This window comes from Streptomyces sp. WM4235 (genome assembly GCF_001279725.1).
Taxonomy (GTDB): domain Bacteria; phylum Actinomycetota; class Actinomycetes; order Streptomycetales; family Streptomycetaceae; genus Streptomyces.
Genome location: NZ_LGDE01000469.1, coordinates 117,801 through 139,235 on the forward strand (window position 1 = coordinate 117,801; position 21,435 = coordinate 139,235).

18 protein-coding genes and 1 tRNA gene are annotated in these 21,435 nt (G+C 72.7%); 8 read left to right on the forward strand and 11 right to left on the reverse strand.

The genetic code is table 11. From position 1 onward, the window contains the following. Nucleotides 1-37 precede the first annotated feature (37 nt). Nucleotides 38-2,557: a GTPase-associated protein 1-related protein gene (locus ADK55_RS34490; RefSeq protein WP_063839693.1), complete on the reverse strand. Its 2,520-nt coding sequence runs from the start codon at nucleotides 2,555-2,557 to the stop codon at nucleotides 38-40. A gap of 456 nt (nucleotides 2,558-3,013) precedes the next feature. Here ADK55_RS34490 and ADK55_RS34495 point away from each other — a divergent pair, with 456 nt between their 5' ends. Further along, nucleotides 3,014-5,074 (forward strand): phosphocholine-specific phospholipase C, encoded by a 2,061-nt coding sequence (locus ADK55_RS34495; RefSeq protein WP_053684761.1) that lies wholly within the window; start codon nucleotides 3,014-3,016, stop codon nucleotides 5,072-5,074. A 164-nt stretch (nucleotides 5,075-5,238) separates the two neighbouring features. Further along, the gene (locus tag ADK55_RS34500; protein ID WP_053684763.1) at nucleotides 5,239-5,994 is read left to right on the forward strand and encodes an alpha/beta fold hydrolase; all 756 of its coding nucleotides are present in this window, start codon (nucleotides 5,239-5,241) and stop codon (nucleotides 5,992-5,994) included. 85 nt (nucleotides 5,995-6,079) lie between these two features. Here the strand turns inward: ADK55_RS34500 and ADK55_RS34505 are convergent. Then, nucleotides 6,080-6,152 (reverse strand) — tRNA-His (locus tag ADK55_RS34505). Nucleotides 6,153-6,323: 171 nt separating this feature from the next. On the opposite strand from ADK55_RS34505, the gene ADK55_RS34510 reads away from it, so the two are divergent. Beyond that, nucleotides 6,324-7,460, forward strand: a complete 1,137-nt coding sequence (locus ADK55_RS34510; RefSeq protein ID WP_053684765.1) for an aminopeptidase P family protein — start codon at nucleotides 6,324-6,326, stop codon at nucleotides 7,458-7,460. A 25-nt stretch (nucleotides 7,461-7,485) separates the two neighbouring features. Here ADK55_RS34510 and treZ read toward each other — a convergent pair whose 3' ends face one another. Beyond that, entirely contained in the window at nucleotides 7,486-9,237 is a 1,752-nt protein-coding gene (treZ, locus tag ADK55_RS34515; RefSeq protein ID WP_053684766.1) for a malto-oligosyltrehalose trehalohydrolase, read from the reverse strand. Nucleotides 9,238-9,347: 110 nt separating this feature from the next. Here treZ and ADK55_RS34520 point away from each other — a divergent pair, with 110 nt between their 5' ends. After that, the gene (locus ADK55_RS34520; RefSeq protein WP_053684768.1) at nucleotides 9,348-9,911 is read left to right on the forward strand and encodes a DUF1707 and FHA domain-containing protein; all 564 of its coding nucleotides are present in this window, start codon (nucleotides 9,348-9,350) and stop codon (nucleotides 9,909-9,911) included. A 44-nt stretch (nucleotides 9,912-9,955) separates the two neighbouring features. On the opposite strand, the gene ADK55_RS40345 is transcribed toward ADK55_RS34520, so the two are convergent. The 3 genes from ADK55_RS40345 to ADK55_RS34535 all read right to left on the reverse strand — a co-directional run bounded on the left by ADK55_RS40345 (nucleotide 9,956) and on the right by ADK55_RS34535 (nucleotide 11,409). Next, nucleotides 9,956-10,156, reverse strand: a complete 201-nt coding sequence (locus ADK55_RS40345) for a DUF397 domain-containing protein (RefSeq protein ID WP_053684770.1) — start codon at nucleotides 10,154-10,156, stop codon at nucleotides 9,956-9,958. A 246-nt stretch (nucleotides 10,157-10,402) separates the two neighbouring features. Then, entirely contained in the window at nucleotides 10,403-10,585 is a 183-nt protein-coding gene (locus tag ADK55_RS34530) for a DUF397 domain-containing protein (RefSeq protein WP_053684772.1), read from the reverse strand. Further along, nucleotides 10,582-11,409 carry a helix-turn-helix domain-containing protein gene (locus ADK55_RS34535; RefSeq protein ID WP_053684774.1) on the reverse strand — a complete coding sequence of 276 codons (828 nt, stop codon included), beginning with the start codon at nucleotides 11,407-11,409 and terminating at the stop codon, nucleotides 10,582-10,584. Before ADK55_RS34535 ends, ADK55_RS34530 begins: the two co-directional genes overlap by 4 nt. A gap of 105 nt (nucleotides 11,410-11,514) precedes the next feature. Between ADK55_RS34535 and ADK55_RS38960 the strand changes: the two genes are divergently transcribed. The 3 genes from ADK55_RS38960 to ADK55_RS34540 are packed head-to-tail and all read left to right on the forward strand — an operon-like array spanning nucleotide 11,515 to nucleotide 12,277. Next, entirely contained in the window at nucleotides 11,515-11,724 is a 210-nt protein-coding gene (locus tag ADK55_RS38960; protein WP_159041640.1) for a hypothetical protein, read from the forward strand. Further along, nucleotides 11,721-11,849 (forward strand): hypothetical protein, encoded by a 129-nt coding sequence (locus ADK55_RS40610; protein WP_267887374.1) that lies wholly within the window; start codon nucleotides 11,721-11,723, stop codon nucleotides 11,847-11,849. The genes ADK55_RS38960 and ADK55_RS40610 overlap by 4 nt, the downstream gene beginning before the upstream one ends. Next, nucleotides 11,846-12,277: a hypothetical protein gene (locus ADK55_RS34540; RefSeq protein ID WP_159041641.1), complete on the forward strand. Its 432-nt coding sequence runs from the start codon at nucleotides 11,846-11,848 to the stop codon at nucleotides 12,275-12,277. Before ADK55_RS40610 ends, ADK55_RS34540 begins: the two co-directional genes overlap by 4 nt. A gap of 95 nt (nucleotides 12,278-12,372) precedes the next feature. Here the strand turns inward: ADK55_RS34540 and ADK55_RS34545 are convergent, their stop codons facing one another. The 4 genes from ADK55_RS34545 to treY form a co-directional block, all read right to left on the reverse strand. After that, a complete protein-coding gene (locus ADK55_RS34545) occupies nucleotides 12,373-12,882 on the reverse strand; it encodes a hypothetical protein (RefSeq protein WP_053684778.1) in 510 nt (169 codons plus the stop codon). A gap of 313 nt (nucleotides 12,883-13,195) precedes the next feature. Continuing rightward, nucleotides 13,196-14,467 (reverse strand): M14 family zinc carboxypeptidase, encoded by a 1,272-nt coding sequence (locus ADK55_RS34550; protein ID WP_053684780.1) that lies wholly within the window; start codon nucleotides 14,465-14,467, stop codon nucleotides 13,196-13,198. A 113-nt stretch (nucleotides 14,468-14,580) separates the two neighbouring features. After that, nucleotides 14,581-15,291 carry an LppU/SCO3897 family protein gene (locus tag ADK55_RS34555; protein ID WP_053684782.1) on the reverse strand — a complete coding sequence of 237 codons (711 nt, stop codon included), beginning with the start codon at nucleotides 15,289-15,291 and terminating at the stop codon, nucleotides 14,581-14,583. Nucleotides 15,292-15,476: 185 nt separating this feature from the next. Further along, the gene (gene treY, locus ADK55_RS34560; RefSeq protein WP_053684784.1) at nucleotides 15,477-17,753 is read right to left on the reverse strand and encodes a malto-oligosyltrehalose synthase; all 2,277 of its coding nucleotides are present in this window, start codon (nucleotides 17,751-17,753) and stop codon (nucleotides 15,477-15,479) included. 82 nt (nucleotides 17,754-17,835) lie between these two features. Here treY and ADK55_RS34565 point away from each other — a divergent pair, with 82 nt between their 5' ends. Continuing rightward, entirely contained in the window at nucleotides 17,836-19,143 is a 1,308-nt protein-coding gene (locus ADK55_RS34565) for an MFS transporter (RefSeq protein WP_053684786.1), read from the forward strand. Here ADK55_RS34565 and glgX read toward each other — a convergent pair. After that, nucleotides 19,128-21,242, reverse strand: coding sequence for a glycogen debranching protein GlgX (gene glgX, locus ADK55_RS34570; RefSeq protein WP_053684788.1), 2,115 nt, complete (start codon nucleotides 21,240-21,242; stop codon nucleotides 19,128-19,130). The genes ADK55_RS34565 and glgX overlap by 16 nt on opposite strands. Nucleotides 21,243-21,435: the final 193 nt, after the last annotated feature.

A 21,435-nucleotide genomic window follows, 5' to 3' on the forward strand; every position in this document is an offset into this window, starting at 1 on the left:
ACGGGCACCGGCGCGCGGGAACGACCGATCGGATCCGTCACGCCGGCCCGCCCGCCGCCGTTCCGTCCACGCGGTCGTCGTCGTGGCGGGCGGGGACGTCGGGCGGGGGCGACGGGGCCGGGCCGGCCGGCCCGGGCGGCGGCCGCCGGCGTCGGGAGGACGGCCTCAGCCGGTCGCGCAGTCGGCCGAACGCGCCCGGGCGCTGCCAGGCGCGGAACTCCTCGACCCAGCGGCCGCCCAGCCGGTTCAGCTCCTCCTCGACCGCGGCCGACTCCGCGGGCGCCAGCCCCCGCACGACGGGCCGCAGCACCCGATCGAGCAGGTCCGTACGGGTCTCCTGCCAGACCGGGCCCGCCTGCGGCTGGGAGGACCAGGCGGCGAAGCAGCCCGCGAGCCGGCGCGGGGAGCGCCGCAACCGGTCCGGCAGCGCCGGATCGCCGGCCAGCCTCCGGTACGCGGCCAACAGCTCGACGTCGTTGCTCTCGATCAGCGCCCGCAGCTCGCCCTCGGGCCGGTCGTCGCCGAGCAGCCGCTCCGCCACCGCCGCGTACGCGTGGTCCCTCGGCCCCGGTTCCGGGTCCAGGCTCCGCAGGTCCAGTGCCGTCCGGACCCAGCCGGGACCGGCCGTGCCCGCCCGCAGGTTCCGGGCCAGCTCCAACAGCAGCAGCGACGGCCGCAGCGGCTCGGGCAGCTCCGCCCGGAACTGCTCCAGCAGTCTCGGCGCGAGCTCCTCCGCCGCCGCGTCGTCCGCCGGCGCCCGCACCGCGGCCCGCGCCAGCGTCCCGCAGGTGCCGGCCTCGACGTGCGGCGCGGCCCCGGTCGTCGACAGCAGCAGCGACGCCTCGGCCGCGCTCGGCGGCTCCCCGTCCCACACCAGCCGCATCGCCGTCCGCAGCACCAACGGGTCGGCGTGGACGGTGGATCCGCTCCGTTCCACCAGGGCGGACAGGGCCGCGACCCGGTCCGGCACCGAGGCCAGCACCTCGGGGGCCGCCGCGCACATGTGCAGGTACCGCACCGGGTCCGCCGCCCGCAGCCGCAACCCGGTCCGGGTGAACACCCGCACCCCCGCCGCCGGATCGCCCACCACGAAGGCGTTCAGCCGGTTGAGGAGCAGGTGCCGCAGCGCGGGCAGCTCCGTCAGTGCGGCCCGCGCATCCTCCCCGTACGCCCGTTGCGGCTCGGCGAGCAGGGCCAGCGCCAGCCCGCGCGCCACCTCGGGCACCAGCTCGGTGGCGTCCACCCCGATCGCGGCGGCCACCCGTAACAGTCCGGCCCGCTCGCCCGGTTCGCGCTCCGGGTCGGCCAGTGCCGCCCGCAGTTCCGGTCCGAGTTCCGTCGCGAGCCGGCCACGCGTGGCCGCGCCCAGCGCGCCGACCGGCGGCGGGGGACCGGCGCCGCGGACCGCCTCGGTCAGGGCCAGGGCCACCAGCGACTCGTACGCGGCGGGTCGGCCCCAGGCGGCCGGCGCCGCCGGCAGTCGTCCGCGGGCGGCGGCCTCGGCGGGCGACCGGTCCCGGGCCGGGCGCGCCAGGGCCTCGGTCAGCGCGTGCAGGCGTCCCTCGTCCAGCGCCGCCCCGTGCTCCGCCGCCCACTCGGTCGCCGCCGTCCTGCCCGCGGAGTCCAGGGTGATCCCGGCGGCCAGGGCCAGCGCCGCCAGCGGGCCCGCGTCGTAGGGCCGGCCCGGTGGCAACGGGCGTACCTCCGCCAACAGTGCCTGACGGCCCGCCGACCACACCCGTGCCGCGGTGTCGGCCCACACGTCCCCCGAACCGGTGCCCGGCTCCGCGTCCGTGCCGAGTGCGCGCGTGGCGTCGTACAGCCGGTACCGGTGGTCCTGCCCGCCCAGGCCGGCGGCGTCCTCGGGCAGCACGCCGATGATCCGCTGCCGGGCGAGCAGGGGCCGCCGGGTGTACGTGGTGAAGGTCAGCCACTGTCCCCGTTGATGCGGCAGCACGCTGCACGCCAGCATGATCCAACGGGCGACGGCCGTGCTGTCCCGCTCCACCGGCACCACCCGCGGGGCCGCCGGGTCCTCCGCGAGCCGCCGTACGTCGGCGAAGAAGCCGGCGAGCCAGGGCCCGCGCGCGGCGACGAACTCCGCCAGCCCGGCCGCGTCGTGGCGGCCCGGCGCGGGAACCCGCTCCAGCGGCGCGGGCGGGCCGCCCGGCGGGGTGTCCGAGGCCCACTGCGACGAACCCCAGGAGGTGATCGGCAGCGCGCCCTTCGTGGGGCCGGAATCGGCGGGCTGTGGCAGGTGCACCGCGTGCGTGTGGAAGTTGCCCCACCGGCCGTCGTGGTCCGCGCCCGTGTACACCGAGCGGGCCAACAGTCGGCTGCCGTCCGACAGCACGCTCAGGCTCAACGACTCGGGGAAGGAGGCCAGTTGCTCGGCCGTCGGATGGTCGGGCGCGTCCCGGGGCGGCTCGTACCCGATCAACCGCCTGGCTTCGCGCAACAGGGATACGGGCGCTCCCGGACTGACCGCGGTGAAGCGGAAGCCGGAGCCGTCGGGCCCGGGCGGGGCGCAGGTGTAGTGGAGCTGTACGAGCTTCACGCGCCCGCCTCCGAGCCGGCCGGCGGGCCCGCCGGGGCGGTCGAACCACCCGGGGGCCGCGCTCCGTCCGACCGGTGGGTGCGCACCGGGCCGCGGATCGGGCGCGGGCCGCCGGGCGGGGTCGGTAATGCGTCCAGGTGTCGTAAGTCCGGGCCCTGTCGCGCGGCGAGCGGTTCCCCGTACCGTGCCACCAGGGGAGCCGGTGGGAGGCCGAGCAGGGTGTGGGAGGGCCCGAGGGCATGCCAGAACTCGGTCCCCGCCATCAGTCCGCGTCCCCCCGTGCAGTGTGTGGAGGTCATTTCAGCAGATGTACGGCTGCTTCGGGAGCTTTCCGCAGGGCTTTCCGTTCGCCGGCTGTACGGCGCAAGGTCAGACAGGGATCTCCATCCGGTACCCCGGGACCGCTGTTCTTGGGGCGCCCCTCGCCTTCCCCTCACCCCCAGAGGACCTCACCCCATGGCTGAACTCAACCGTCGCAGGTTCCTGCAGATCGCGGGCGGTACGGCCGCCGCCACGATGCTGAACGAGAGCATCGCCCGCGCCGCCGCCATCCCGGCGCAGGGCAGCACCGGAACGATCCGGGACATCGAGCACATCGTCGTCCTCATGCAGGAGAACCGTTCCTTCGACCAGTACTTCGGTTCGATGAAGGGCGTCAGGGGCTTCGGCGACCCGCGCCCCGTCCTCCAGGACAACGGAAAGTCGGTCTTCCACCAGTCCAACGGGACGAGGGACATCCTCCCCTTCAACCCGCAGGTCGACGACCTGGGCATGCAGTTCGTCGAGGGCCTCAACCACGACTGGGCCGGCGGCCACGCGGCGTACAACAACGGCAAGTACGACAAGTGGGTCCCGGCCAAGACGGCCACGACCATGTCGTACATGACGCGGAACGACATTCCGTTCCACTACGCCCTCGCCGACGCGTTCACCGTCTGCGACGCCTACCACTGCTCCTTCATCGGAGCCACCGACCCGAACCGCTACTACCTGTGGTCGGGCCACACGGGCAACGACGGCACCGGGGGCGGACCGGTCCTCGGCAACCAGGAGGCCGGCTACGGCTGGAGGACCTACCCCGAGCGGCTGGAGGCGGCCGGGGTCTCCTGGAAGATCTACCAGGACGTCGGCGACGGCCTGAACGCCGCGGGCCACTGGGGCTGGATCGGCGACGCCTTCCGCGGCAACTACGGCGACAACTCGCTGCTGTACTTCAACTCCTACCGCAACGCCCAACCCGGCAGCGCCCTGTACGAGAAGGCCCGCACCGGCACCGACGCCAAGGCCGGCGAAGGGTACTTCGACCGGCTGCGCGCCGACGTCGTGAACGGCACCCTGCCCCAGGTCTCCTGGATCGCCGCGCCCGAGGCCTTCAGCGAGCACCCGAACTGGCCGGTCAACTTCGGCGCCTGGTACATCTCGCAGGTGCTCGACGCGCTGACCGCGAACCCGGCGGTGTGGGCGAAGACGGCCTTCTTCATCACGTACGACGAGAACGACGGCTTCTTCGACCACGTGGTGCCCCCGTACCCGCCCACCTCGGCCGCCTGGGGCCTGTCCACGGCGGACGTCACGAAGGACCTGTACGCGGGCGGCGGGGGCTATGCCGCCGGTCCCTACGGGCTGGGCCCCCGCGTCCCGATGATCGTCGTCTCCCCGTGGAGCAAGGGCGGCTACGTCTGCTCCGAGACCTTCGACCACACCTCGGTGATCCGCTTCATGGAGCAGCGCTTCGGCGTCCGGGAACCCAACATCTCGCCGTGGCGCCGCGCCGTCTGCGGCGACCTGACCTCGGCCTTCGACTTCGGCAGGGCCGACGCGTCCCCCGCGTCCCTGCCCTCCACGGCCGGCTACCTCCCGCCGGACCACGACGCGCACCCGTCCTACCACCCCGTACCGCCGGCCACCGGCGCCCTGCCGAAGCAGGAGGCGGGCTCCAAGCCGACGCGCGCGCTGGGCTACCAGCCGTACGTGGACGGCAAGGCCACCGTCTCGACGGGCAAGTTCACCCTGACCTTCGCCTCCGGACCCACCCTGGGGGCCCACTTCCACAGCACCTCCGGCAACCGCACGGACGGGCCCTGGCCCTACACGGTCGAGGCGGGCAAGACCCTCTCGGACACCTGGAGCACCAGCGCCTCCACCAGGAACCAGGTCAACCTCACGGTCTGGGGGCCGAACGGCTTCCTGCGCACCTGGAAGGGTCCCGCCAAGAAGGCCGGCCCCGAGGTCACGGCCCGCCACGACGCGACCGCCGGCAACCTCGTGCTGACCCTCGCCAACGCGGGCACGGCGGCCGTGAACCTCACCGTGACCAATACCTACGGTGGCGCTCCGCAGACCTTCAAGGTCAACCCCGGCGCGACGGTGACCCACCCGGTCGACCTGCGCGCCACGGGCCGCTGGTACGACGTGAAGGTCGTCTCGGACGCCGACGCGGGCTTCCTGCGCCGCTTCGCGGGCCACGTCGAGACGGGAGCCCCGGGCGTCTCCGACCCGGCGATCAAGACCGTGTGACGCGCTCGCCCGCCGCGTGCGGCCGTCGCCGCCCCGGGACCGGAAGGTCTCGGGGCCGGTGGCCGCGCACCGTGCGGGATGTCGACTTCACGGTGTGATGGTAGGCCCGGTGGGCAGAACGTAGGGCGTCGACGTCCTCACGTTCCGTCACCGAGGGAGAACGCATGGCCATCGCCCACCGCAGGATCGGCGCCGGACCCGTCCGCGCGATCGTGTTGCACGACTGGTTCGGCACGTCCGCCAACTGGGGTTCGGTACTGGACCACTTGGACCCGCGGGAGTTCAGCTACGCCTTCCTCGACTACCGCGGCTACGGCGACCGCCGCGACGTCGTCGGCCGGTACGACCTCGCCGAGATCGCCGACGACGTCCTCGAACTGGCCGACCAGCTCGGCTGGGACACCTTCTCGCTCCTCGGCCACTCCATGGGCGGCAAGGCCGCCCAGCAGGTGCTGGTCCGGGCGTCCGAGCGGATCGAGAGGCTGATCGGCGTCAATCCGGTCCCGGCCGGCCCCTACCCGATGGACGACGCCACCCACGCGCTCTTCCACGGCGCCGCCGCGAACGAGGACAACCGGCGCGCCATCCTCGACCTGGTGACCGGCAACCGCGCGACCCGTCACTGGATCGACCGGATGGCCGCCCACTCGATGGCCGTCTCCCTGCCCGAGGCCTTCGCCGCCTACCTCGCGAGCTGGGAGTCCCTCGACCTGTCCGCGGCGGTCAAGGGCAACACCGTGCCGGTGCTGGTCCTCGTCGGGGAGTACGACCCGGCACTGGGTGTCGAGGTGATGCGCGCCACCTGGCAGGCCTGGTACCCGCACTGTCGGATCCAACCGCTCCCCGGCGCCGGCCACTACCCGCCGCACGAGACGCCGGTCGCGTTCACCGCGGCGATCGAGGCCTTTCTGCGCGGCTGAGGGAGGGCGGTCGGCGGCCGTCCCCGACCCGGAAACGCCCGTGAGGGGTACGAGGAAACCTCGTACCCCTCACGGGATCCAACAGGGTGAGTGACGGGACTTGAACCCGCGGCCACCTGGACCACAACCAGGTGCTCTACCAACTGAGCTACACCCACCACGAAGGGCGGCGGACCACCCGTTCGATGTGCAAGCACAGCATAGCCGATCAGAGGGGTGCTCCCGCGACGCCATATTCCGGGCCGCCGCCCGCCGGCCGGCCTCGCCCCGGCGGGTTTCGTGCGGCGCGGCCCCTGCCGCCAGCGCGGGCCGCACGGCAGGATCCCCGTATGGACCTCGACCCGCTCCTCGCCGACACCGAGCCCTTCACCGCCGCCGACTACGCCGCCCGGATGGCCGCCGCCGCGCGGGCCGCCGCCGAGGCGGGGCTGGCCGGGCTGCTGATCGCCCCCGGGCCCGACCTCACCCACCTCACCGGGTACCGGCCCGTCGACACCGAGCGGCTGACCCTGCTCGTGCTCGCCGCCGACCGGGAAGCGGTGCTCGTCGTGCCCGCGCTGGAGGCCCCCGACGCCGCGAAGGCACCCGGCGCGGGAGCCCTGACCCTGCGCGACTGGGCCGACGGGAAGAACCCGTACGACGCCACCGCACCCCTGCTCGACGCGACGGGCCGCTTCGGCGTGAGCGACAACACCTGGGCCCTGCACCTGCTCGGTCTCCAACGCGAGTTGCCCGGGACCGCCTACGCCCCGCTCACCGACGCCCTGCCGATGCTCCGCGCCGTGAAGGACCGGCGGGAACTGGCCCGGCTGGCGGCGGCCGGGGCGGCGGCCGACGCCGCGTACGCGCAGATCCTGCACGTCCCCTTCGCCGACCGCAGGGAGAGTGACGTGGCCGCCGACCTGGCCGCGCTGCTGCGCGTGCACGGCCACTCGCAGGTGGACTTCACCGTCGTCGGCTCCGGCCCGAACGGCGCCAACCCGCACCACGAGGCCGGCGACCGCGTCATCCGGCACGGGGACATGGTCGTCCTCGATTTCGGCGGCCTCCTGCACGGATACGGCTCCGACATCTCCCGCACCGTGCACGTCGGCGAGCCCACCGCCGAGGAGCGGCGGGTCCACGACGTCGTCCGGGAGGCGCAGCGGGCGGGCGTGGCGGCGGTCCGGCCCGGTATCGCCTGCCAGGACGTGGACCGGGCGGCCCGCGCGGTGATCACCGAGTTCGGCTACGGGGACCGTTTCATCCACCGCACCGGCCACGGCATCGGCGTCACCACCCACGAACCGCCGTACATGATCGAGGGCGAGGAGCAGCCGCTGCTGCCCGGCATGTGCTTCTCCGTCGAGCCGGGCGTCTACCTGCCCGGCCGCTTCGGCGTCCGCATCGAGGACATCGTGACGGTGACCGACGACGGCGTCCGCCGCCTCAACAACGCCCCGCGCGAGATGGCGATCGTCGAGTAGCCGGCCGCCGCTTCGACGACAGGGCCTACGGGCCCAGCACCACCGCCGACTCGCCCGGCACGTGGATCCGGCCGTCGGGGCCCGGGTGGTCGACGGGCTCCCAGGCGGCCAGCACCCGCACCCCGTTGCGGCCCAGCGCGATGGTCACAGGCTCCCGCGAGAAGTTCACCGCCACCCGGACCTCACCGCGCCGGAACGTCACCCAGCGGCGCTCCTCGTCGTGGGCGACCCGTACCGCCGCGAGGTCCGGGTCGCGCAGGTCCGGATGGGTGCGGCGCAGTGCGATCAGGGTCCGGTACCAGTCCAACAGGCGGGCGTGCGCGGGCTGTTCGGGCTCCTCCCAGTTCAGGCAGGACCGGTCGCGGGTCGCCGGGTCCTGCGGGTCCGGGATCTCCTCGGCCTTCCAGCCGTGCGCCGCGAACTCCCGCCGCCGGCCCGTCCGCACGGCCTCCGCGAGCTCCGGGTCGGGGTGGTCGGTGAAGTACTGCCACGGCGTGCCCGCGCCCCACTCCTCGCCCATGAACAGCATCGGGACGAAGGGGCCGGTCAGCGCCACCGTCGCGGCGCAGGCCAGCAGGCCCGGTGACAGGGAGGCCGACAGTCGGTCGCCCAGCGCCCGGTTGCCGATCTGGTCGTGGGTCTGGGTGTAGCCCAGGAAGCGGTGCGCCGGGGTACGGCGGCGGTCCACGGGCCGGCCGTGCGTGCGGCCCCGGAAGGAGGACCACGTGCCGTCGTGGAAGAAGGCCCGCGTCAGCGTCTTGGCGAGGGCGCCGATCGGGGCCTCGGCGAAATCGGCGTAGTACCCCTGGGACTCACCGGTCAGCGTGCAGTGCAGGGCGTGGTGGAAGTCGTCGTTCCACTGGGCGTGCAGCCCCAGGCCGCCGACGGACCGCCTGGTCGTGACGCGCGGGTCGCACTGGTCGGTCTCGGCGATCAGGAACAGCGGGCGGGCGGTCTCCGCCGCCAGTTCGTCCACCGCCGCCGCCAGCTCCTCCAGGAAGGTGAGGGCCCGACCGTCGGCCAGCGCGTGCACGGCGTCGAGGCGCAGACCGTCGATCCGGTAGTCCCGCAGCCAGGCCAGGGCACTGCCGATGAAGTACGCGCGGACCTCGTCGGAACCGGGCGCGTCCAGGTTCACCGCCGCGCCCCAGGGCGTGTGGTGGGACTCCGTGAAGTACGGGCCGAAGACGGGGAGGTGGTTCCCGGAGGGCCCGAGGTGGTTGTGGACCACGTCCAGGACCACGCCCAGCCCGGCGGTGTGCGCCGCGTCCACGAACCGGGCCAGACCCGCCGGGCCGCCGTACGGCTCGTGCACCGCCCAGGGGGCCACCCCGTCGTACCCCCAGCCGTGCCGGCCCGGGAACGGGCACACCGGCATCAGCTCGACGTGCGTGACGCCGAGCCCCACCAGGTACGGCAGGCGCCCCGCGGCGGCGTCGAAGGTGCCCTCCGGGGTGAACGTCCCGACGTGCAGCTCGTACAGGACCGCGTCCTGGAGCGGGACACGGGGCGCCGGCGCGCCCGGGTGCAGCGCGGCGACGTCGACGACCGCGCTGTGGCCGTCCGGACCGTGGGGCAGCCGGCGCCCGCGCGGGTCCGGGCGCACCACCGGATCGTCACCCAGCAGGAACCCGTACTCGTCCCCGTCGGCGGCCGGCGCGTCGACCACCCACCAACCGTCCCGGCCCGTTTCCGGGTCGGGTGTCATCTCGTAGGCGGTGTCGTTCAGTCGCATGGCGACCCGACCTGTCAGCGGTGCCCACACCTCGAACTGCACGGACGGTCCCCTCGTCTCCGGCGGTACTCAGCCTGCGTCTCGCGCCCATCATCCCGGCCCCGGCGGGGGAGTTCTGGACACTTCGTCCCCGACGGGCCGACAATCACCCTGTGACGTCGAGTTTCGAGTACCCCGGCTTCCCCGCGCCCCGCCTCTCCGACGCCGAGCGCGACCAGGCGCTGGGCCGGCTCAGAGAGGGCGCGGCCCTGGGAAAGCTGTCCCATGACACCTTCCTGCGACGCATGGAGCTGGCCCTGGTGGCCCGCCGCGCCGAGGACCTCGCGGTGCTCACCGCCGACCTCCAGAGCCGGCGTGCCACCGAAAGCTCCTGGACCCGTCGGCTGTTCGGCTGGGTGGGCCGGGCCTCGGCGGTGAGCGTCGGCGTCCGCAAGGCCTGGTATGCCGAGCGGCTGCCCAAGCTGCTGCTGCCGCACCCGAGCGCCCTGCCCCTCGCGATCGGACGCGACCCCGGCAACGGGCTGCGACTCACCCACGAGACGGTGTCCCGGGCGCACGCCGAGCTGAGCCTGCGCGACGGCCTGTGGGTGCTCAAGGACCTCGGCTCCGCCAACGGCACCACCGTCAACGGCCGCCGGGTGACGGGCTCGGCCGTGGTCCGGGAGGGCGACGAGATCGGCTTCGGCCGGATGACCTTCCGGCTGTCCCTGGACTGAGCGGTTCGGACGGGGGCGGAGCGGCGGGGCCGGGTCAAGCGGGGTCAGCGCTGGTGCCTGGCGAGCACCACCAAGCCGGCGAACCCGTTGCGGGTCAAGGACAGGTGCGAGCCGCCCGGATTCTTGCTGTCGCGAACCAGTACGGCACCGAGAACGCCGGCGAGCGCGTCGGCGACTTCCACGCAAGCGCCGCCGTTGTCGCTGTAGCTGGACTTGAACCAACGGGGGGTCTCGGTCTCGGTCACGACATGCCCTCTCGTATCTGCCTGATCACGGCCACGGAGTCCGGTTGCGACAATGCGTGGGCCTGCAACTGATAGTAGGTACTCAGTTATGGGCGCCACGCGAACTTGCTGTCTGTTGGTCAATGCGAGCGGATGAAATCCAGTGGGCCAGGCAGGCTGGTCTGGCGCGAGAGCCCGCCGCCTGCCGGATGCACGGCGAGGCCCCGCCGCTCGCAAGGCTGAGTGGCGGGGCATGGAGTTGGGGTGTCAATCCCGGCGCTTGACGAGATCGACGAGATCGCCGAACACCTCGCCAGTGAAGGAAAGGCGGGGTCCGCTCGGATCCTTGCTGTCGCGAATCAGCACCTCACCGCGGGCCGTGGCGACCTCGACACAGTTGCCGCCGTTGTTGCTGTAGCTGGACTTGAACCAGCGGGGAGAGTCGGTCACGGGGTGCCCTTTCGTACCTCTTCGATCATGGCCACGGAGTCCGCCTGCGAGAGTGCTTCGGCCTGTAGCTGATGGTAGGCCGCGAGCATCGGCAGCACCGAGGTGGTTTCGCGGTCCAGATGCCCTTGCGTCTGAGACTCGGCGTACGCGACCACGGAGCGATCCGGCAGCGTGAGAAGGTTCACCGGTAGATCGAAAGGGCGACGCTCGCCTATGTCGAACGCCGCAACCTGGAGCACGGTCGTCGGCAGCTCAGCGAAATCGATCAGCTGTTGCAACTGGCGGGCCATCACCTCGGCGCCTCCGATCGGACGGCGAATGCAGCTCTCATCCATGACTGCGATCACCACCGGTGGTTTGGCACGCGTGAGCGCGGCTTGTCGCGCTGCCAGAAAGGCGACTCGGGCGTCCGCCTGCTCAGTGGTGATGGTGCCCCGCCGAACGGCACTGTTCGCCAATACTCGGGCGTACTCCGGTGTCTGTATCAAGCCGGGGATGATCCCGATCTCGTACAGACGGATCTCCTCCGCGATTCCTTCGAAAGCGACGTACTCCGGGAACCCGTCCAGCAAGGCGGTCGTCCTGGCCGCCCGAGCCCGCCGCGCGAACTGGTCCCCTGTTCCCAGTGCCTTGTCAGCGCTGTTCGCAAAGTGAGGAGTTGGCGACCGCCGGCCAGTTTCGACGGCGGAAACATGCGTGCCCGAGTAACCCATCCGGTCCGCGAGATCATCCTGCGTCCAGCCATGCTCGTCCCTTGACGTGCGCAGAAGCTGCCCGAAGGCCGCACCTGGTGACTGAGTGGGGTCCAGCTCTTTGCGATTCAACGTTCACCGCCAACTCTTCGTGCAGACACAGCAAGTTGAAGACCTCTCGACCCTAGGCCACGCTGAAGCCTCTTGGTAGTGGAACGACTACAGAGAGGAGTGGCGGTGCCCGAGAACGTAGAGCCGGCGTCGCCGGAACCGTGCCCGCGCGCCGTGGTGGTCATGGGAGACGCGTTGGCGGAGTTGGCTGCCGCCATCGAGCGCGACGAACCGCGTCCGGACTGGGGTGACATGCCCCTCATCCATTGCTGTCCCGAGGCGCTCGCGCTGGCCACCGCGGTGATGCAGAGGCGCGCGAGGGAGCGCGATCGGTGACCGATGACAACGAGCACCGGGACCACGCGCGAAGGACCAGGAGGGGTGCGCTCGCCGCCACCCTCGGGGCCGTCGCGTGGATTGCCGCCGTGGCGTTCATCGTCGCTCGGGGGTGGGGCGCGTGACGCCCGGGCGGTACGTGTGCGACGCGCGCATCCACGTGCGCGTTCCGGGGCTGCTGATGCTCCTGCTTCGGATCGGCGTCGATGACGACACCGTCCGAGACGTGGCGTCGAACAGCGGTGATCTGCGGTGCACGTTGGAGACGCATGAAGGTCCCCATGCCGAGATTCTGTGCGAGAACGAAGAGGGGTCGGCCCTCTGGGCCCGCTGGACGGACCAAGGTCCGCTCGACGAACTGATGTGGCTGCCGGACTGCCCCGCCAGTGATGACACCCCGGGCGGGACCGGTGACGGTTGTTGCCAGTTCCTCGGCCACCAGGGGGGCCACACCTGGGAAGTCACCGACCCGGAGCTGGAGAGGTGTCGGGCGGCCGTCATGTCCAGGCTCGACGCGATGACGTTCGGCGACGGGTGGCCACTCGTCCCCTGACCGGGTCCGGTCCGCGGGCCGCCACGGCCCGCCCGGCCATCGGGCGTGCTTCATCCCCTGTGCGCGAAGCGCTGGAAGGCATCCGACTGGGGGGTCTACGCCTGTCCGCGGTGCCGCTTCGCGTAGGACCAGGTCACCGCGGTCATCAGGGCCGGGATGGCGAACAGGGGGGCGAAGATGAAGGCCCATACGGTCTGTGCCGTGTCACTCGTCATGTACGTCTGGCTCTCGACGGTGAAGGCGACCACGAGTTGCCACAGCGCCACCAGGACCAGGACCACCGAGGCGGTCCAGGCCACTGCGGTCATGGCCCGGGGGCGCAGCGGGCGCCACCGCTCGCTGACGAGTAACAGCGGGAATAGTGCGGCCAGTTCGGCAAGGACGGAGAGGCCGACGACGTAGGCGATGCCCCAGCCCGGTATGTCGAAGACATCGCGCAGTACCTGTTCGCTGTAGCCCACGTAGACACCGGATGCCATGGCGATGCGCCACAGGCCGGAGGGGACCGCGCACAGGGCGATGGCGTGGGCGCCGCGACGAGCCCAAACCGGGGCGGGAGCAGCGACGGGGAGGAGGGGAGCGGGTGCTGTGTTCATGACGTACATGCTGGTTCTGGACACGGCAGCCGCGCGTCAACCGCCACGGCGGATCATGTACGCCCAACGGAGGATCGCGCGACCGCCGGAGAAGACCTGAGGAGGACTCGACACGGCGCACCCGGGGACCGCGCGGACGGCATGGTCACGTCGTCATCGACCGTATGGCCGCGGAGCCGTGTGGCCGCGGAGTCGTGTGGCCGCGCTGCCACGTCCTTCGCTTCGGCACCCCGTCCGGTGTGACGCGGGAGCCCGAGGACGTTGCGAGCGTGACCCTCGGGCCCGTGCCGGGTGAACCGGGTCGGCGGCCCGGTGCGGCCCGCTACCGGTTGACCGCCGTGAGCCGTTCGTAGGTGGCCAGCACCGTGCGGGTCTGGTGTTCCACCTGCGTGGCCACCGGGATCCAGCGCGCCTGGAAACGGGCCGCGAACTCCTCGCACCACCCCGTCACCAGGCGGTCCAGCCCCTGCGCCGCCGGATGCCCCTGCGCCCGCAGCACGCGCAGCAGCATCGCGGCGGCGCGCAGCGACAGTCGCCGCCCGAACGCGTCGATGCTGCCGATGTGCGCCGTGGTGGCCTCGGCGGGGGCCCCGGGGCCGGTCCACTCGACGGTGATCCGGGGGATCAGGGCGAGTGTCCAGTCCACCGCCCGCAGCAGCGGCGCGGCGTCCGGGTCCGCCGTGTACACCCCCTCGCGTACGGCGGCCACCCGGTCGGCGTCCCCGGTGAGCCGTCCGGCCAGCATGCGCAGCGCGCGCCGCGGGTCGGGGTGCGGGGCCGGGTCGTCCACCAGGTCGGACGCCCACATGGGCACTTCGACGATCGCGGTGGTACCCGCGTACCGGTGGGCGTGGTACCAGGTGCTCAGCCGGGTGTCCTCCGGGTGGAAGGCCCCGGCCGCCTCGGTGCCCGGTTCGGGCATCACGAAGATGCCGGGCCCGGGGGAGGGCCACCCGGTGGCGTCGGAGGCACCCGTCTCCACCGGGATCCGCAGCTCGGCCGCCGACTTGGTGAAGGGCTCCGAGAGTCCGGGTATGTCCCGTGTGAGCTGGACCCAGGAGCCGCCCAGGTCGGTGCCGTGCAGGGAGATCTGGAGTACGGGGCGCAGTTCGTCGATGAGCGCGGTCAGGGCCAGGGTCTCGGGCGGCAGTCGGTCCGGGGGCAGTAAGGACGGTGCCCACTCGGGCTGTTCGGGCCCGGGGGGTCGGAAGAAGTTCCGGTGGTAGTCGAGGAGGGAGTACGGGCGGGGAGTGAGGTGCAGGGCCGCCCCGTCGGGGTCCGCGCAGAGCAGGAAGTGCCAGCCGCAACCGGCCCGGGGGGCGAGGTCGCGGATGACGCGCCGGGCCAGGGAGAGGGCCGTCGGGCCGCCGACGGGTTCGTTGGCGTGCGCCCCGGCGACGACGAGGACGTTGCGGTCCGGTGCGCCCGCCCCGGCGGGCTCCCCGCCGACGGAGAGCAGCCACAGCGGCCTGCCGGCCCGGGAGGCGCCGACCTGGCGCAGTCGTACCAGGGCCGGATGCTCGTCCGCCAGGGCGCGTGCGGCCAGGGCGAGTTCGTGCGGAGTGGGGTAGCACATGTCTCGTAGGAGGGTCACATGTCATGCCATGCCCGCCGCGCACGCCCCCTACTGCTCCGGGCGCCCCGCACTTCCCCGAATCCCGAGGAAAACCCCTGGCCAACGCCTCGCCCCCGGCATGCTCGCGTCGGTCAGTCCATTCCGACCAGGCAGTAGACGTACTCGTTGAGGGGGATCCCGTTGCGGGTGTAGCTGTAGGAGAAGGCGTACTCCGTCTTCGGGTTGTCGTTGCAGCGGTCCAGGTCGGAGGTCATCGGGATGCTCTCGATCACCCGGTAGTGCGCGTCGGACGCCGAGCAGGGGACCTCCCGGACCCCGGTGACCCGTTGGGCGGTCGTCGAGTCCGGCAGCGTCCCGTTGAGGCAGGTGCCCCGGTCGAACGGGCTCGGGGCGGCCTCCGACGGCGACGGCGTGGGGTCGGGTGCGGACGTCCCCGTGGACGTGGTCGACGTGGGGAGGACCACCGGGGGTGGGGCCGGCGCGGGGGACCAGACGCTGATCGTGGGGGAGGGCGTCGGGGAGGTCTCGACCTTGTCGTCGTCCCCGTTGTTCAGCAGGACCACGCCGACGATCACGGCGGCGAGGAGCCCGACCGCCACCAGGCATCCCTTCGCGCCCGACTTGCCCGGGGCCGCGGGTTGCCCCGGGGCCGCGCCGGCGACCTGGCCCACCCGGATGCGCAGCAGTACGTCGGTGTCGCCGACGCGGGCCCGGACGAGTTGGCCGTCCGTGCAGGAGGGGATCCGCAGGCGGGCGGGCCCCGACGCCAGGGCCACCGTGAGGATCACGCCGTGGGCGGCCTGCTGCGGGGTGATCGTGAGGGGGATCTCCTGAGGCGACACCGGCTGCTCCCAGAGTGGTGGTGGTGCGGACGCTGTCTGACGAACCCGAGAGATTCTGCCCACCCCGCACACGGTGACGCAGGCATTCCGCGCGAAGTCCCCCCGAACGTACGTCCGTTGATCAGCCACCGCAGGGGCGCACGACCTGCCCTCCCGGGGGCGCCCGGGAGGGCAGGGGGGCCGCGCTACCCGGCCGACTCCGACCGGAGCACCACCGCCGGCCGGTCCGCCAGCAGCGCCGACAGGGCGATCTCGCCCTCGTGCGCGTCCCCGTACGGCAGGGACGTCCAGCGCCCCGCCGGCAGGGTCAGCGCGGTGTCGCGCCAGCCGCCCGCGCCCGCGAGCCGGTGCGAGAGCCGGGTGGCCACCGCGATCAGGCCGGTCGAGCGGACGAAGGCCACGCAGTGGTCCGCCGCCGGGCCCCGGGCGGCCAGCGGCGCGTACCCGGTGAACAGGTCGGGGCGGGAACGCCGCAGCCGCAGCAGCGCGGTGGTCAGGGCGAGCTTCTCCTGCGCGACGCCCCGCGGGGTCATGCCCGCGTCGAGCAGGGCCGCGGCCTCGCGCGGGTGGACGGCGGGACGCCGGTTGTCGGGGTCGACCAGGGCCCGGTACTCGCTCTCCTCGCCCTGGTACACCTCCGGAACCCCGGGCATCGCCAGGTGAAGCAGGGTCATCCCGAGGAGGTTGGCCCGGGCGGCCTCCCGCAGTTCCGGCGGGAGGTCCGCGGGGAGCGCGCCGGGCCGGGACGCCGCCTCGGTGATCCCCGCCTCGTACCTCTCGTCCGGTTCCGTCCAACTGGTGTGCAGCCCGGCCTCGCGGGCTCCCTTCAGCAGGGCCGCCGACAGGCGGGGCCCGCGTTCCGGGACCTCCCCGAGGCCCAGGGCGGTCTGCCGCGCCACCCACGCGGCCCGGGGGTCCGGGCCCCCGTCGCCCGGTCCGGCCATGTGCCCCGGAGCCTGCGAGAGGGTCGAGATCCGCGCCCGGACGTCCGCGCTCCGCTTGGTGTCGTGGGTGGACAGCACCGTGCCCGAGGCGGGCCAGTCCCGTTCCAGGTCGGCGCAGTACGCGTGGAACCCGGCCACCGACACCGCCGGCCGGCCGGGCTCCCCGCCGACCTCCGTGGCCGACAGCAGCGGGGCCCAGCGGTAGAAGGCCCGGTCCTCCAGCGACTTCGCCCGCAGGGCGGCCGAGGTCTGGGCGAAGCGGGCGGCGAAGGCGGGGTCCCGCGCCACCAGGTCCCGCACGCCGGCCACCGCGTGGGCCCCGGCCCGGGAGGCGGCCCGCTCCAGTGCCTGCGGCGGCATGTCCGGCTCGCCGGGGTACGGCCGGTACACCGGATACTCGATGAGCAACTCCCGTACCGCAGAGGCCAGATCGGGGCCCGCGAACCGCTGGAGCGTCGCCAGCTCGGCCGCCAGATCGCCGGTCAGCACCTCACGCGTCGCCGCCGCCGCGGTCTCCTCCCAGGAGGGCGCCCCGGTGGACTCCCGGTACAGGCGCGCCAGTTCGTCGACGCCGGCCGGATCGGTGAAGACCCCGTCCAGCCGGTGCAGCGCGTCGTAGCCCGTGGTGCCGGCGACCGGCCAGCCGGGAGGCAGCCGCTCCTGGGGGGCCAGGATCTTCTCCACCACGATCCAGCACTCCTCGCCGACCTCCGCGCGCAGCCGCCGCAGGTACTCCCGCGGATCCGCCAGTCCGTCCACGTGGTCGATCCGCAGCCCCGACACCACCCCGTCGCGGACCAGCTCCAGCACCTTGACGTGCGTGGCCGCGAAGACCTCCGGGTCCTCCACCCGAACCCCGATCAGATCCGAAATGGTGAAGAAACGGCGGTAGTTCAGGGCGGTCCGGGCCTCGCGCCAGCACGCCGGCCGGTACCACTGCGCGGCCAGGAGCTCCGTCGTCGGCAGTGCGGCCGTTCCCTCCCGCAGCGGGAACTCGTGCTCCCCGCAGCGCAGCACCCCGCCGACGACCTTCACCTCGCCCGGGTCGAGCGGTTCGGCGAGCACCGGCAGCAGCACCTGCCCGTCGCCCGCCTCCCAGTCGATGTCGAACCAGGCCGCGTACGAGGACTCCGGCCCCTCCCGCAGCACCTCCCACAGCGGCCGGTTCAGCCGCAGCGGCGACGGCACCGCCATGTGGTTCGGCACGATGTCGAGCACCACGCCCAGCCCGTGTTCCCGCGCGGTCGCGGCGAGGGCCCGCAGCCCCCGCTCCCCGCCGAGCTCGGCCCGCACCCGGGTGTGGTCGGTGACGTCGTACCCGTGCGTGGAACCGGGCACGGCCTCCAGCACCGGCGACAGGTGCAGGTGGGACACGCCGAGCGAGGCGAGGTACGGAACCACCGCCCCGGCCGCCGCGAACGGGAACTCGGGACACAGCTGGAGACGGTAGGTGGACGCCGGAGTGACGGATGTCGGAACATCGGTTTCCGCTTGGCTGCTCAAGTACTCCTGGGTCATGAGAACGTACGTACCCAGCCTGCGGGATTCCGTGCCATGACCCAATGCATCCGGGTGACTGCACCGGGTTAACGTTCCTCGGGTGTTTGGAACCGTCGACACCTATCGCAAAGTCATCGCCCTGACCGGGCCCCTCCTGCCGCTCGTCTCCTTCCTTGCCCGACTTCCCGTCGCGATGTGCCAGTTCGGCAGCGTGCTGCTGATCGCGGAGACCACCGGCTCCCTCGCCACCGCCGGGATCGTCGGGTTCGCCCTCTCCGCCGGACAGGTGGCCTTCGGGCCCGTCCTGGGCCGGCTCGCCGACCGCCGAGGGCAGCGTCCCGTCGTCCTGGGCGCCGTCGCCGTCAACGCGGTCGCCACCGGCGCCCTGGTCGCCGGGGCCCTCGGACACCTCGACACGGTTCCGCTCGCCTCGATCGCGGTGGTCGCCGGCGCCTCCATCCCGCTGATCGGGCCCCTCGCCCGCAGCCGCTCCGTGGCCCTGGCCCGCCGCGCCGAGGCCGACGAGAGCGTGGTGGGCGCCGTCCACTCGCTCGAAGGCACCCTGGACGAGGTGTCGTTCGTCATCGGACCGGCCCTCGTCGGCACGGCCACGCTCGTCGCGCACCCGGCCGCCGCCCTCGCGGGCGCCGCCTGCCTCGTCGCCGTCTTCGGCGGTGCCTACGCGCTCCACCCGACGGCCTCCGTCACCGCCGGTTCGCCCGCCCCGGACCGCCCCGAGGGCGGCCGGTCCCGGCCGCCGGGCGTCGTGTACTCGGTGAGGGCCTCCCTCGCCCTCCAGGGAGCCGTGTTCGGCGCCTGCCAGGCAGGGATCGCGGCCCTGACCCTGCGCCTGGGCGTCCCGGGACAGGCGGGCATCGTCTACGCCTGCATGGGCGTGGTCAGCGCCGTCGTGGGCCTGGCCATGGGCGCGCTGCCGGCCCGCTTCGGACTGCGGCTGCGCTGGAGGCTGGCCACCGCCGCGGGGCTGGCCTTCTCGGCGCCGCTGGTGTTCACCGACGGCCTGCTGCCGCTGTACGCGGTCGTCACCGTGCTCGGCGCCGCCTGCGCACCGCACCTGATCACCGCGTTCGCGCTCACCGAGCGGCACGTGCAGCCCGCCCGGCTCGCCGAGGCGATGGCCTTCGCCGCCAGCTCGCTCGTCGCCGGCCAGGCCCTCGCGCTCGGGGTCAGCGGCCAACTCGCCGAGTGGTACGGGCCCGCGGGCCCCTTCGCGCTCGCCGTGGGCGCGGCGGCGCTGTGCCTGGTCCTGGCCCTGGCCACCCGGGTGCCCGCGGCCCGCCCGCACCCCGGGGTCGTCATCCCCGCACAGGCGACCGCGCCGCGGATCGGGGCGGCCGGCGAGAAGGGGCCGACCGCCGCCGGACGGACCTCCTACGCCGGCCGCTGAAGCACCACCATGCACCGACCCGTCAACGCCACCCGGTCACCCGCCGCGAACTGCGGCCCGGTGCCGGGTGGCAGTACGTCCGAACGGGCCGTGTCCACGATCAGGCGCCACTGGGCCCCGTGCCCGGCCGGCACGGTGAACTCCTGCGCCTCCGAACCCGCGTTGAACATCAGCAGGAAGGAGTCGTCGGTGATCCGCTCACCCCGGGTGCCCGGTTCGGAGATCGCCTCGCCGTTGAGGAACACCGTCAACGCGCGTGCGTGCTGCGCCTGCCAGTCACGGGCCCGCATCTCCTCGCCGTGCGGGGTGAACCAGGCGATGTCCGAGAGTTCGTCGTGGGTGCCCTCCACCGGCCGGCCGTGGAAGAACCGGCGCCGCCGGAACACCGGGTGGTCCCGGCGCAACCACACCATCTGCCGGGTGAACTCCAGCAACCCGGGCGCCGGTTTGCCCGGCTCCGGCCAGTCCACCCAGGACAGCGCGTTGTCCTGGCAGTAGGCGTTGTTGTTGCCGCCCTGGGTGCGGGCGAACTCGTCGCCGTGGCTCAGCATCGGCACGCCCTGCGACAGCATCAACGTGGCCGTGAAGTTGCGCATCTGGCGCGCGCGCAGTTCCAGCACCTCCGGGTCCTCCGTCGGACCCTCCACCCCGCAGTTCCAGGACCGGTTGTGGGTCTCCCCGTCCCGGTTGCCCTCCCGATTCGCCTCGTTGTGCTTCTCGTTGTAGGAGACCAGGTCGTTCAGGGTGAAACCGTCGTGGCACGTGGTGAAGTTGATGGAGGCCAGCGGGCGCCGCCCGTCGTCCTGGTAGAGGTCGGAGGAGCCCGTCAGCCGTCCCGCGAACTCCGCCAGCGTGCGCGGCTGCCCGCGCCACATGTCCCGCACGGTGTCGCGGTACTTGCCGTTCCATTCCGTCCACAGGGGCGGGAAGTTGCCCACCTGGTAGCCGCCCTCGCCCAGGTCCCAGGGCTCGGCGATCAGCTTCACCTGGCTGACCACCGGGTCCTGCTGGACCAGGTCGAAGAACGACGACAGCCGGTCCACCTCGTGGAACTGCCGGGCCAGGGTGGCCGCGAGGTCGAAGCGGAAACCGTCGACGTGCATCTCCGTGACCCAGTAGCGCAACGAGTCCATGATCAGCTGGAGCACGTGGGGGGACCGCATCAGCAGGGAGTTCCCGGTGCCGGTGGTGTCCATGTAGTGCCGGGGGTCCTCCGCCAGCCGGTAGTACGAGGCGTTGTCCAGCCCCCGGAAGGACAGCGTCGGCCCCAGGTGGTTCCCCTCCGCCGTGTGGTTGTAGACCACGTCGAGGATCACCTCGATCCCGGCCTCGTGCAGGGCCCGCACCGCGGACTTGAACTCCAGCACCTGCTGGCCGCGGTCGCCGGAGGCGTAGCCGTTGTGCGGAGCGAAGAAGCCGATGGTGTTGTAGCCCCAGTAGTTGCTGAGCCCGTCGTCCACCAGCCGGTGGTCGTTGACGTACTGGTGCACCGGCATCAGCTCCAGCGCGGTCACCCCGAGCTTGGTCAGGTGCCCGATGACCGCCGGGTGCGCGAGGGCCCCGTAGGTGCCGCGGAGCTCCTCCGGGAGGTCCGGGTGCCGCATCGTCAGACCCTTGACGTGCGCCTCGTACAGCACGGTGTGGTGGTACTCGTGGCGCGGCGGTCGGTCGTTGGCCCAGTCGAAGTACGGGTTCACCACGACCGAACTCATCGTGCGCGGGGCCGAGTCCAGGTCGTTGCGGGAGTCCGGCCGACCGAAGTGGTAGCCGTACACCTGTTCGCCCCAGTCGACGCTGCCGCTGATGGCGCGCGCGTACGGGTCGAGCAGCAGCTTCGCCGCGTTGCACCGGAGGCCGTGCTCGGGTTCGTACGGGCCGTGGACCCGGAACCCGTAGCGCTGGCCCGGCATCACCCCGGGCAGGTAGGCGTGTCGGACGAAGGCGTCCGTCTCGCGCAGTTCGACGGCGGTCTCCGAGCCGTCGTCGTGCAACAGACACAGCTCGATCCGTCGGGCGGCCTCGGAGTAGACCGCGAAATTGGTGCCGGCGCCGTCGTACGTGGCACCCAGCGGATACGCCTGTCCCGGCCAGATCTGCATGGATAACGACTCTTCCCTCGATGTCGGTGGATGCCCCTGGCGATCCGGCGTACACCACGTCACTGCCAGATCTTCCCCGAAAGAGCGCCCCCAAGCGGGGACTTGGGATGCTCCTACCGGGTGACCCGGAGAGCTGATATGCGGGTCAGTGGACTGTGTGGGCATCGGATAATGGGTCAACGGGCAGCCGGTG